Raw genomic sequence first — 13202 nt, forward strand, 5'->3', positions numbered from 1 at the left:
CGAGAATCTTCCGTTCTGCAAACCCTCAGCGGCTTTTTTTTCTTTCTTTTTTTTCTCCCCGAACCTGTCGTCCTGGCCTATTCCCTGGCTTCGTTTCCGAAGCGGGTGCAAAGGTAAGAAACTCTTTTCGCTTTGCAACTCTTTTTTTTTTATTTTTTTTCTTCCGCCCAACCGGCGAAAGCCCCCCCTCGGAAGGGGCTGCAAAGGTAAGAACACTTCCGCTCTTTGCAAGCAACCCTCAGGATTTTTTTCAAGCTTTCCCCTGCCCAACCGGCAGGGAAACCCTCCTTTCGGAAGGGGCTGCAAAGGTAAGCAGAACTTCCCGCTTTGCAACTTTTTTTCATTTTTTTCTTCCGCCCGGCCGGCGGAACAACCTCCTTATCGGAAGGGCTGCAAAGGTAAGAAGCTCCTTTCACTTTGCAAGCACTTTTTTCTTATTTTTTCTCCGCCCATTCGGCGGAGCAACCTCCTTATCGGAAGGGCTGCAAAGGTAGCGAACTATTCCGGGACCGCAAGGGGGCGGGGCGAACTTTTTTTCTACCCGAACCCGCCTGGGCTTAGGCCGCGGCGGGGGGCTTCCCGGCCGGCGCCTAGGCAAGAACCAAACCTGATGCCCCGAAGTTCAACCGGGAGCAGTTTTTTTCAAGGCTTTCTCCCTTTGGCCAGTCCCCACCCCGCGGCCGGGCTCCAGAGGTGCTGGCGGCGGCGGGGACGAGGGATTGGCCTACTCCGTTACGCCCATCCGTCGGCAGCAGACGCTCCGTTTTTAGGCCGTTTCCAGGAAAACACGCCTAAAACCTCTAGAACTTCTGGGTATCTGTCCGAAGTTCGAATACTATGTCCTCTAAGTGTTGGTTAATCCTTTTTTGTAGTGAGCAATACATAAGAGTAGGAACGAAAATCCAACACTCCTCTTTATAGTAGTACATAACAGTTATAGCAAAGTAGGAAATAAAAAAGGGAGAGCAGTTCTGCTCTCCCTTTTTTATAAGCATTCCCCATCTACTATCTCAAACCTAAATCATCAATATAGAACGTGTTGGGAATAGTTCCTTGATTTTTGATCAGGAACTCATCTACACCAGATGAGATGTTGCCAAAGTTACTTAGCGGGATTTGAACAACAGTGTACTCACCTTCTACCAAATCAAACGCCTGTTCACCGGTAAAGGATCCATTGCCAAGCTTGAATTGAATAGCAGCTCTGGTATTGGCTGTCCCTTTTACGTAGAGTACGATATGGGTGAAACCATTAGCAAAGTTTGGCGAATTAGGCTTTAACTGGATAGTGCCAGATGCTCCGGAAAATGTTATTTTGAAAGATTTAGAACCTCTTTTAACATTGGTCGCATTATCTAAGTCCTGTACATCTACTCCGTTGTAACCATTCCATTTAGCCCAACCACTAGCTAGGGCGTCATCGTAAATGTACTCACTGATGGTTGGAGCCGCGGCGCCAACGGTAGCTTCTTGGGTTGTCTCAATTTCGGTATTGGTGTGAGTAACCAAAATTAGCTTTCCTGTTCTAGCCCCTGTCGGCACCATCAAGATTATCTGATTTTCAGACTGGGTTAAGAAGTTTGTCACCACTGAGTTGCCAGTGAACTTAACTGACTTCACCAAATTCAGGTTTGATCCATTGATTGTCAAATAAGAACCGGGTGCTACAGGCGTTGGTGTGATACTGGATACAGTTGGCATTACCACTGATACTTCAGGGGCTTCTACCACATAACCGGAGGCTAAGGTAAATTTAAGCGCACCTGTTTTGGCAGTAGTTGGCACCGTTACCTGTAATCTAGTAGCATTTTGGTTTAAGAACGTAGCAACTTTGGTAGTCATGCCACCAAACGTAATATCCTGTATAAGATCTAAGTTAGTACCATTGATAGTTAAGGTTCCGTTAGGCGCCACAACTGCTGGTGAATAAGAACTTACAGATGGCAACAATACATTGAAGTTGCCGGCAGAGGCTACGGTAAAATCATGCATCGTTTTGTAGCCGAGAGCTCCCGGTCCTGCCATTGCCGGCACGGCAACTACAATCTGGGTTTCAGACTGGCTAACAAAGTTTGCCCTAGCTACTCTAAAGTCTCCTGGGAAAGTAAGTTCCTTAATCTTGTCCAGATCAGTACCTGTAATGGTGGTATTCTGATTGTGTCTAACAGTTGTAATACCAGAGATAACCGGCAACGTAACAGTAATAGTCTGCGTAGGTTTAACCTCTACCATTGAGCCCTTAGTAACCAGGGTAAGTGCACCGTTAGTAGCATTGGTGGGCACTTTAAGGGTAATCGCCGTTGCCGATTGGCTTTCAAAGGTAACTACATTGCTCCCACCCGGGAACCTAACCTGCCCTACCAAATCTAAATTTGCTCCATTGATGGTTAACACTTCATCATGCCGAATAGCGGCAGGCGATAAGCTTGTCACCGTTGGCAAGGTTACAATCAACTCATTCTCAGTTTCAAGAAAGGTAGGATCCTCCCCTCCACCGTAAATTATCAATTTACCGGTTTTAGCATTTGCCGGCACCTGAAGTTGAATCTGGGTTGGCGTTTGATTGATAAACTGTTTTACCGTTTCATTGCCAAATCCCACGCTATCTACCCACGTCAACTTGGTTCCGGTGATCGTGATGGTGGCTCCTGGCCTGGCTTCTGCAGTTACGTTGGTAATGGTGATGGGCACGTTAAAGCTTAGAACAGTCTTGGACACAACATCGTCTCCCCCGCTCACTTTTAAGGTCACCATACCTTCCATGGCTTCCTCTGGCACGGTCAGCCTGATCAATTCAGAGGTGTGCTCAATAAACTGCGCCTTGGCAACAGTTGCTCCCTGAAACTGAATGGATTCAACTTTATTAAGATTATGTCCTATAAAGCGAATCTCCTCCCCGTGCTTAGCACCAGTGGGGCCGAAACTTAACAGTTCCACCTGCCCCCCGTTTGGGGAGTTCTCATCATCATCTCCGCACGAAGACAGGAATCCTATGGAGAATACAAGCAGGGCAAGTAGTGCTAACCTGATCTTATAAAGGTTTTTCATACGTAGTGCTTTCTTAAATTAAGGATTAACATTAGGTACTACCCGTACATTGTCTAACCCGAACTGAGCCGCTGTACCTGGTCCTACAAAGTGGAAGGAAACTGCATAGCCATTTGGGTTGTAGGTGAATGTATTACCACCTGCATTGTTGGCCGCATAGATTTCCTCAAAAGGAATGCTAACTGTCTCCCACTTGTTCTTGGTATCAATATTTGGCTCCCATGTGTAAGCGGCTTTGTCTCTGTCCCCAGGTCCACCGGTTCCGAAGAAAATCCGGGCACCGTTGTACACCAGGGGGACCTCTGTGTTTATCTCAAATTTGAGGCTATACTTGCTAGGGTTGGCAAAAGCATCTTCCGGGATATTTTTTGTCTTCTGCTTGATTGTACCATCTCCTACCCAAGCCTCAAACCAGCCACCGGTGTTCTCCTTATTAATGCGTAAGAATTTTCCGTTGATGCCCGAAATCTTATCATCTCCAGCAATAATAAAATCTTTACCATGCCACCAGCCATTGAAGTCTGTGTCTTCATAATCAGCAATAATGTTGCGATTATCACGGAACCAGAAATCTGATTCGGTTGCCCCAAAATTAGAAGTGATGGTGACAGGACCGGGCTGGGCTCCTTGTGGCACTCTTACTTCAAGGGTATTATCATCCTTGACAGAAACTACTTCCCCTTCTACCCCACCAGTAAAAGTTACCTTTAACGGTTCGTAAAAGAAATCTCCCACAATGGTTGCAATTTCACCCGTAGCCACATATTCACTCACCATTCTATCAATTCTTGGTTCGCTGATATCTACCGTGAAATCATGCGTCAGCTCTTCGCCGCTGGAGAAAACAAGCCTCATTTTATTGGTAACCTCAGTAGGAATCTGAGACGGAACCCTTACAATGATGGTATTATTGGTGATATAAGTGGGAGTTAAAGCAGCTGGTTGGTCATTGAACCAAAGCTCCCGAACATTTCCCAGGTTCTGCCCAACAATAGCAATCAGGCTACCCTGACCCGCCTTCGTAATGAGAGAGTCTGCAGAAGCAGGCCTGGTTACCCTAATGTAGCTTATCATGGGTCTCCCTCCGTTCTCAAGATCGTCATCTTCGGAACAGCCCGTAAATACTCCTGCCATCGCAAAAGCGATGAAAAGGAATAACAAGGTTTTTAAACTTGATTTCATATGGTTAATTTTTTCTGTACTTGAATAAATTTATCCTTTTCCCCTAACGGTGTTAATCTTTGAACACGTAAGGCACCGGGTCATTTCTCAAATTTGGAGCTTGGCTTAGTTCCACATCGGGGATTGGAAGCTGGAAGTTCCCAGAGTTGGCAGTGGCAGTTCTCTCATTAGAGGTTGCACTCTTGGTGAAAGTCCAGCCGGTGGGGTTAGGCATACGATCTGGTCTAATCAGGAATATCTCCCGGTCCTGGCTCTTAATGATGTCGTAAGCCTTCTGTGGATTGGAGTAATGCAGCCTCACTAAGTCATACCAGATCAAACCTTCCACTGCAAATTCCTTGGCGCGCTCCTCAAAGATGTCATCCCAGGTAAGCGGGCCCTCAAAGGGAGCTAACCCTGCCCGGGTATGCACTTTATTGAAGTACTCCAGCGCTTTGGCATCTGTAGTGGACGCACTGCTCCCTAAAGCCGCCTCGGCATAAATCAGGTACATCTCGGCCAACCTTAACATGTACGTGTTGTTAGGATATCTTTGCTGCGTAGCCTGCCCGCCAACGTCCCTTGCTTTCCCCACCACATACTTCTTAACGTTAGCGTAGCTAAAGTCATCATTAGCCCCCGGAGCTGGGAAGACTAACTCTTGTAAAAACTCTTTACCGGCTGCGTCTCTGGCAGTTTGCGAGATTTCTGGGTAATGAGCACCAGGCAGCATGAAGGTTGCCTTGAGCCGTTGGTCAAGGGTGAAACCAGGCCTTGTACCGTTATCCCGAATCAGGCCATCATAAAGGCTCAGCATCCACCAGGAGGCACTAAGGTCACCTCCCCATCCATCTGACCCAGCGGCAATGTCATTGCTGTAATTGAGCTGCGAAACCATGGTGTTGGCATACCCATACTCAGAGGTAAACACCCATTGCTGCTCAAACAAGGATTCATTATTGTTGTCATAAGGCCAACGGAACAAATCTGCATAGTTAGGCAGGAGGCTCTTACCGCTCATGGTAATAACCCGCTCAGAAAGCTCCTTGGCGCGGTTCAGGTGCTCCTGCTTCAACGTACCGCCGCTTGACTCCACCCCCGCTCTGGTTAGGTACACCTTGGCAAGCATACCTTCAGCAGACCAGTTTGTGATTCTACCCGGCTGAACTGGGGTGGCAGGCAGGTTGGCAGCGGCAAACTGCAGGTCTCTGGTAATAAACTCCCAAACGGTCTCCACGGTATTCCGGGCTACCTCAGGGTTATTCAACAGTTCCAGATTGTTCTCAATGATAGGAACGGGCCCATAATTAGAAACCAGGAAGAAGTACGCCATGGCACGCATGAACCTTGCCTCTGCAATGGCGTGATTTTTTATCTCCTGGCTCACAGCATCGCCCGCGTACCTGTTCACGTTCTGAATGAGCGTGTTGGCCTGACCAACTACAACATAAAAGGATCTGTACGCTTCCACATTGGAGACGTCAACCCCCGACGTGCGAAACATTACATCATTCTTGAACACATCATAGAATCCCCGCTGCAGAGTACCTCCCCTAACATCGCCAAGTGCCCAATAGCTTTTATCAACGTAGTCTTTCCAAACCACCGTGTACAGGGGAGCCGAAGCCGCCAACACCTGATCATTGGTTTTAAAGAAGTTAGCGTCTACTAAGGTATCTTGGGGAGGTCTTTCAAGGAATTCAGGTTCACAGCCAGAGAAGGCAGACAATGCTGCAAAAGCGGCCAGATATAGATATTTATTTTTCATTTTGCTTGAAGAATTACATTAGAAATCAATACCAATGTTCACTGAGTAAACAGGGGTTAATGGGTAGCGGCCATAGTCCACCCCAATAGCGGCATTATTTGCGTTTTCCAGCCCACCAACGTGAGAACCAACCTCCGGATCATATCCTGAGTAGTCTGTGATGGTCCAAATGTTCTGTGCACTTACACCAATTCTGGCACCTTTGATGTATTTCTGACGACCAACCAGGGAAGTAGGCAGGTTGTAGGTCAGGGTTACGTTCTTAAGTCTTACAAATGACCCATCTTCTACATACTTGTTTGTGTGACGGTTAAAGTTGTTGTTTCTGTTACCGCCAGACATTCTAGCCACAGTAGTTCCAGGATTTAACAGGTAAGGGTTGCCTTGCGCATCAAGCCCTACTCTGGCGTAGTCTAACGCCCCTACAAACAGGTTCCTACCCAGGTTGATGTTATTAGGGTTGGTGTTTTCATTACGCATCCAGTTGTAGATGTCATTACCAAAGGTACCGGTGATCAAGACGCTAAGATCAAAGCCCTTGTAGGAGAAGTTATTGGTGAAGCCGGCGAAAAACTTAGGCCAAGGATTACCAATGAAGGTTTGGTCATAGCTGTCAATTTTACCATCTGGCTGCCCCTGCGGGCCACTGATGTCGCGGTACTTCACGTCACCTACCCACACGCTGTTGGGGGCAATTGGAATGAGATCTCCGTTGTTGTCTGCAGGACGAGGGCTACTTTCCAGCTCCTCCAGACTCTGGAAGATGCCATCCTCTATATACCCCCAGAACATCCAGGGAGCCTGGCCTACCACGGTACGCTGTGACCACAGGTTCCACTCTCTGGTGGTTCTGTTTAAGATACTGTTCTCAGTAGAAAGACCGGTTACCTCTGTTTTGAAGTGCGAGATATTGAAGTTTGATGACCATTTAAACTGGCCATTGTCCACGTTCACGGTGTTCAAGGCGAAGCTCCAGCCCTTATTCTGAAGGGAGCCAATGTTTACGGTTGGCGGGCCAACCGAGCCGCTACCGCTAGTACCCATATAGATAGGCAAGCTCGCCTCAAGGATCAGGTTATCGGTGTTTTTAACAAAGTAGTCTGCCTCCAGCTGAATACGGTTCTCAAACAAGCCCAGGTTGATACCAATGTTGTTTGTTTTGGTTTCCTCCCACTGGAAGTTAGGGTTAGGATATCTGTTTGGTATAAAGCTGGTTCCTCCGCCAAAGGCGGAAGGTCCGGTTAAGAGGGTACCGTAGATTGCGCCACCACCCCGGGCATTGCTACCGGTTAAACCAATCTCATATCTCAGTCTCAGGTCACTTACGAAGGGCACATTGAAGAACTTCTCTTCAGAAACCCTCCAGGCAGCGGACACTGACGGGAAGTAACCCCATTTGTTCTCTGGACCGAAGAACACAGAACCATCGGCCCGGAAGGCTGCCTGAATAATGTAACGGTCACCAAAGTTGTAGTTAATACGACCCAGGTAAGACTCCATTGCCCAGTCACCATGACCACCATTCGCCACACTAGTCAGGATGGCACCCGCGTTCAGGTCAATCACATCATTGGTCTGGAAACCGCGTCTCTGCCCGGAGAGGTTTCTCCATTGAGACTCCTGCGACTCGTGCGTGGCCATTACGTTAATGCTGTGCTGCCCGAAGGTTCTCTGGTACTGGAGCATTTGGTTCCAGTTCCAATAAGTACCCAAGTTGTGGCTATTGTCTAATTGCGCCTCATCGCGTCTTTGATAACCAAACTGGTAGGTTGGTTGGAAGAAAGTTGAATTAGAGAAGTTCACGTTTCCGTTGAAGGAAGTACGGAACTCCAAGCCTTCCAGAATCTTGAAGCCCAGGTTAACACCACCCAAGACTTGTCTTCTGGTAAGCTCATTGGTAATGATGCTAGCCAGACCAATGGGGTTAGCCGGGGTAAAAATCTCAGACTGGTTAGTGGCCGTTACCGTTCCGCCACCAAAAGTTCCGTTGATGTTTCTAACCGGAATGTGCGGAGGCAACTGGAGGGCAGTTGAAATCAGGTTTGACTGGGTAGAGGCTAGTCTCTCGTTAGTTTGGGCAAAGTTGAAGTTACCGCCAATGGTCAGCCATTTTTTTGCCTGGTTGTCTAAGTTCAGACGTATTGAGTAACGGTCAAACCCAGATCCCAGGGCAATACCTTCCTGGTCCATATACTCCCCAGACAAATAGTACGTAGTTTTTTCACTACCGCCACTAAGGCTGAGTTGGTGCTTTTGCATGGGCGCACTGTTGAAAAGCTCGTTCTGCCAGTCAGTTCCTTCACCTAACAGCGAAGGATCCAGGAACTCTTCTCTAACAGCACCACCGGCAAGCGCCTTGTACTCATTCTCCATTTGGGCATACTGCCGCAGATTCATCACCTTCTGTCTTTCTGGGGCCGTCTGAATGCTGTGCAGATATCCGTAGTTCAGGCGAATCTCACCAGATTTACCACGTTTGGTGGTAATGAGTACCACCCCGTTAGTTCCTCTTGAACCATATACCGCGGTAGCCGAAGGACCTTGCAACACTTCCATGCTCTCAATATCTGCCGGGTTGATGGCCGACAAAGGATTTGCGCCAGAAGCTGAGTTGGTGGGTTGAATCTGCACACCGTCTATCACGTAAAGAGGCTCATTGGTACCACCAAGTGTACTTACCCCTCTAATGTTTACAGAGATGCCACCCCCTGGCGCTCCAGTGTTTTGGGTAACGTATACTCCGGGCGCTCTACCCTGAATAGCCTGCTCAATGGTTGTGTTTACGGTGCGCTCCATCTCTACCGCGCTGATAGTTGTCTGAGCACCGGTGATGTCGTTTCTTCTCAGTTCACCATAACCGGTCACTACCACCTCGTTCAATGTTTGAGCGTCTTCTCGTAGACTCACATTGATGGTAGATCTATCTCCTACTGCCACCTCCTGGGAAACATAGCCAATGAACGTAACCACCAGAACATCATTACTGGTAGCCTCCAGGGAAAAGTTACCGTTGGCATCAGTAGAAGCACCGTTGGTTGTGCCCTTCACCACCACGCTAACCCCTGGCATTCCCGTATTGTCAACGGCCGAGGTTACTCTGCCAGTGATGGTTCTTCTGGCGCCCTGGGCCAGACCATCATAAGCATGGAGAACGATAGCCATAAGTAGGACTATCACCTTCCATGCTGTTCTGGACTTTAAGGCAAGATTACTGGTTAGGTAATCTTTTTCTGTGTAAAAGTTTTTAGTCATAGGGTAATTTAGGTTAGGTAGTAAACTTTGAAAATCAGTTAGCAGCACTAATGATAAAGCGTTCAATAAACTGTATTACATATAATAAAAAGACTAGAGCAGACACCACAACTACAGAGTAGCACTTCCAAAAGGCAATGTTACCGGCCAGTGTGCAGGAGGGGGAGTGACACACTTTTTCACCGGACCTTACTACTTTTAGCGTTACACCTAAACGGCACTTTTCAACAGCTATACAAAACTAGTAGGATTGCGCACAAGCTTATAACACTATTTTATCAATTGTTTGATTGAAGAGACCTTAACTGCCCCACAATCAATGCCATCGTTGGCATAAATAATAGACTTTGGGGCTATTTTAATGAAAACTAACCAAACAGGCTACTAATCTAACTGATTTTGTTGAATTCACAATCAAAAATGCATCTATTAAAATTTATTCAATCCCACACATGCTTAAAACTAAGCTTCCTTCATGTATAATCTTACATGCTAAGTTTTGTTAGTTATAAGAAATCAGGTTTCACTTAACCATAATCAAGAACCCACACTAATACTTATTTAGCCTCTTCTTGTATAAGGCAGAACATGATTCTCAGGAGTATTCTAGGTTTTCCTTTGATTTATTAGAGTCTTCTATCTTGATTCCCTTCCCACAAAACTCATTACAACAAACTTTTCCCTTATTGGATAGGTGCTTGCGTCATCGCCATTCATCTTGACTGGAATGATACTCAACAAGGATATGTATTGTTTTGGGTGCGTTTTAGAAAATCTACCCCAAAATCAGGCTTCTTACTCCTCAACCAGGGTGCAGTGATCGTCAGAATCAAATTCTACCCCCAGTGTGGTTAACAAAACAGACTCTGGTTTCAGATGAATAAAAATACGCATCATTATCAAATTACAAAGGATTGAATGTTTTGATTGAGGGTATCAAATGTTAACATCGCAGAACAAGCCTTATTTTACCAGTATTTGAATGCTCTACTTTAAACCACACAGATTGTAAGGAAACCCGTCAACGCCCTTTTCAAGAAATGTCATTAAAACATTTATATTTTCACCTCTATGCTCCACTCTTCAGGTGGTTTGTACAATTCAGGGCTGCAATATTTTTTTTCAGTTTTACACCCATTAACTCAAAGCGATTGCCAAGCTTATCTTCAACACAGATTTATTCTAAGATTTTATCAACACAGTTCAATGAAGTTGCCTCTTGTAATAATTGCTAAAAGCAGCTACTCAGGCACAGCTTGCGCCAGGAACCTCATGCCGCGGTCTACCCATATTCTACAGGATTGAAGTTTTGAATGGCCGCAGGAATGAACCGGCCAAACTACCAGGTAAACCCTTGAGAGTTAGCAGGAATTTTTACGTTTTTGCCCTAAATTCTGGAAAACGGCTCTGAAAGAGGCGCCCAGTACCCTGACTTGCCCCATCCACCGCCTACTTCTTCCGCAACCCAGCTCCCAGAGACGGGCCTGTCCCTTTCAAGGCGTTTTGAACACCAGCCGGACTTCCTTCCCGGCGGGCAAGGTCACCTGGGTGGACTTGTTGGTTGTGGGGAACCTGGCATTACCGCCAGAAACTACCCGCATGGAAGCCGGCCCCTGCACCGAAATCACCTGTTTTCTGGGAGATTGCAGCACAACGGCAACTTCCTGCTTGTTCCAACTAAGGTGCTTTACCTCTATGCCTCCCCTCAGGAGCAGCCCCGAGACGCTACCGGTGGACCAGGAAGCCGGCAATGCGGGCAACAGTTTCACCAAACCTGGCTCAGAGTAAATCAGCGTACGCATGATGACCGAAGGGTAGCCGCCGCTCAAATCCATATTGAAGAGGTTGCCAGGGTTGTGGTACGTGCCCAGTCCGTTGGTCCAGTAGTAGCGGGCCAGCCAATCAATAAGTTGGGCGGTAGTGGCGGCGTCTTCCAGGTTGGCGGTCACAAAGGCCATCTGGGCCAACCCAAATACCATCTCCCCCCCGTTTTCGCGGTGGCGGAACTTCATCTTCTCCAGCACCACCTGGCGGGCTCCTTCTAAAAGCGTGGGATTCTGCTTGAAATCGGGGTCTAACTGGTCATAGAGGCTGTACAGGTGCGAAACGTGGCGGTGTTTGTGGTTGTTCTGCATCCCGGGCCAAAGCCACTCCTTCAGGGCGCCGCCTTCATCCAACGCATAGGCCGGCATCCTGGTGAGCACCTCCTGCCAGCGTTGCACCTGGCGTTTATCAACCCTCAGCTCCTGGGCTGCCGCAATGCAGTTCCGGAGCAGTTGCTTGGCGATCATGACATCCATGGTAGCGTTGATGCTGGCCTGCGAGGTGGTGTTGGCGGGGTTGTTCTCGGGCGAGTACGACGGGTTAAACCTGTACTTGCCGTCTGGCCCCACCTCCACAAAATCCTCGTAAAACAAGGCCGCTTCCTTCATGAACGGGTACGCCCGCTCTTTCAGAAATTTCTTATCACCAGTGTGCAGCCAGTAATCATAGTAAAAGCTTGCGGTCCAGCCGGCCCCGCCCGTCCAGAGGCAGAGGCACCAGACAGGGTCAAAGTGGTTGTCCCAGCCGTGGCTGCTGGTGTGCGAGGGTACGTGGATGCCCCGGGCCCCGAACATCTTTCTGGCGTTGTCGCGGTAGAAGGGCAGGCGCTTGTCGTGGTAATTGAAGTAAGCCAGCAGGAGTTCGGGGGTACGGCTGGTAAGCAGGGCCGAGATGGCCACCTCCACATTCCCGTCGTGGGTGAAATCTGATGACCAGGGTGGTGTCCAGCTGCCGCCCCAGATTCCCTGCAGGTTGGGCGGATTTAGGCCGGTGGCCGAGATGATGTTATACCGGGCCGCATCAAACTGTTTCTGGATGATGGCTGGCGACACCTGCCCGGCGCGGGCAACCTGGTTCATGGTCTCGCTGTAGAGATCCTCGTCCTCCTTCCCGGTCCCCAGGGTGAGCTGCACCCGGTTGAACAGGTCGCCGTGTACTTGCCGGTGGCGGTCGAGCAACGCCTGGTACTCCTGGGGCAAACCCGTTAAATGCTGCTTGAGCTGCGGCACCTGAGACTGTGCATAGTCAAAGTTGGCGTTGATCTTGATGAATACCAGCACCTCATCGGCGTTCTGGATCACCATCTCCGCGCCTTCGGTCCGGGAGCTTCCGCCTTTCACCTCTACCCTGCCTACCCCTTCATAGCCCTGCAAGCTCCCGGGCCAGCGTTTCTTGTAACCGCTGCGGTAGGTGAGCCACTGCCCTTCAGCGGAAGCCTGCACGCTTTCAATGGTTTTGTTAATGTGCTCCCACTGCTGCCACTCCACCGGGCGCCGGGCGAAAGACAGCCGCCCGGTGATCTTAGCGGTACCCGTGATCTGGATGACCACCGCACTGTCGGGCCGGGACACAAACACCTTGCGCTGGAAGGTGCCCCGGGCATCGGTCCAGGCCACGGTGGCCTCGCCGGTTTCAAAGTTGACCGTGCGCACGTATTTCTGCACGTTGCTGGGCTCCTGCTGTAGGCGCACATCAAACGCCGGCACGTACGGGTCTGACCAGCGGTGCCCCCCGTAGCCTTCCTTCAGGCTTTGTTCCACGGGAATCCTGGCGGCCTCCTCGTATTTTCCCTGCAGAATGAGCGACCGTATCTGGGGTAGTCTACTGGCTTGGTCTATGGGCGGCAAGGGCTCGCTGGCGGGCAGGTACAGCAGCGCATGGTTCAGGATAATGGTCTCCTCGTGCGGATTGCCCATGACCATGGCCCCCATGGTGCCGTTGCCGCTCAGCAGGGCGTGCTCCCAGGCCGGAGCCGGCAGCCAACTGGCGAAACCTTTCTTAGGAGTTGCAAACGGGTCTGCCTGCGAGAACGCAGTGGCTGCACGAAGCAGCAGGAACAGCAGCAAAAGGGGCCGAGGGCGCATGTACCGTAGAGGATAGGGTTAAGAGCTTTGTTTCTGGGCTGTTCTGCGGGAATTGGGCCTAAAAC

General features: G+C 49.1%; 6 protein-coding genes. 1 reads left to right on the forward strand and 5 read right to left on the reverse strand.

The genetic code is table 11. The annotated features are described in order from the left end of the window. A partial coding sequence (locus JT718_RS15565) for a hypothetical protein (RefSeq protein ID WP_205503645.1) occupies positions 1 to 494 on the forward strand: 494 nt, incomplete at its 5' end. Positions 495 to 1005: 511 nt separating this feature from the next. On the opposite strand, the gene JT718_RS15570 is transcribed toward JT718_RS15565, so the two are convergent. The 5 genes from JT718_RS15570 to JT718_RS15590 form a co-directional block, all read right to left on the reverse strand. Then, positions 1006 to 3048: an IPT/TIG domain-containing protein gene (locus tag JT718_RS15570; protein ID WP_205503646.1), complete on the reverse strand. Its 2043-nt coding sequence runs from the start codon at positions 3046 to 3048 to the stop codon at positions 1006 to 1008. An 18-nt stretch (positions 3049 to 3066) separates the two neighbouring features. Continuing rightward, positions 3067 to 4230 carry a glycan-binding surface protein gene (locus JT718_RS15575; RefSeq protein ID WP_205503647.1) on the reverse strand — a complete coding sequence of 388 codons (1164 nt, stop codon included), beginning with the start codon at positions 4228 to 4230 and terminating at the stop codon, positions 3067 to 3069. A gap of 52 nt (positions 4231 to 4282) precedes the next feature. Then, positions 4283 to 5977, reverse strand: coding sequence for a RagB/SusD family nutrient uptake outer membrane protein (locus JT718_RS15580; RefSeq protein ID WP_205503648.1), 1695 nt, complete (start codon positions 5975 to 5977; stop codon positions 4283 to 4285). Between the two features lie 18 nt (positions 5978 to 5995). After that, positions 5996 to 9139: a SusC/RagA family TonB-linked outer membrane protein gene (locus JT718_RS15585; protein WP_240337128.1), complete on the reverse strand. Its 3144-nt coding sequence runs from the start codon at positions 9137 to 9139 to the stop codon at positions 5996 to 5998. 1583 nt (positions 9140 to 10722) lie between these two features. Beyond that, the gene (locus tag JT718_RS15590) at positions 10723 to 13137 is read right to left on the reverse strand and encodes a glycosyl hydrolase family 95 catalytic domain-containing protein (RefSeq protein ID WP_205503650.1); all 2415 of its coding nucleotides are present in this window, start codon (positions 13135 to 13137) and stop codon (positions 10723 to 10725) included. Positions 13138 to 13202: the final 65 nt, after the last annotated feature.

It is taken from the genome of Rufibacter psychrotolerans (genome assembly GCF_016924645.1).
In the GTDB taxonomy this organism is placed as follows: domain Bacteria; phylum Bacteroidota; class Bacteroidia; order Cytophagales; family Hymenobacteraceae; genus Nibribacter; species Nibribacter psychrotolerans.

What these genes read in the sequence shown, in the direction of transcription:
- JT718_RS15570 (WP_205503646.1), bottom strand. Translation starts at nt 3,048, where the DNA reads ATGAAAAACCTTTATAAGATCAGGTTAGCACTACTTGCCCTGCTTGTA.
- JT718_RS15575 (WP_205503647.1), bottom strand. Translation starts at nt 4,230, where the DNA reads ATGAAATCAAGTTTAAAAACCTTGTTATTCCTTTTCATCGCTTTTGCG.
- JT718_RS15580 (WP_205503648.1), bottom strand. Translation starts at nt 5,977, where the DNA reads ATGAAAAATAAATATCTATATCTGGCCGCTTTTGCAGCATTGTCTGCC.
- JT718_RS15585 (WP_240337128.1), bottom strand. Translation starts at nt 9,139, where the DNA reads ATGGCTATCGTTCTCCATGCTTATGATGGTCTGGCCCAGGGCGCCAGA.
- JT718_RS15590 (WP_205503650.1), bottom strand. Translation starts at nt 13,137, where the DNA reads ATGCGCCCTCGGCCCCTTTTGCTGCTGTTCCTGCTGCTTCGTGCAGCC.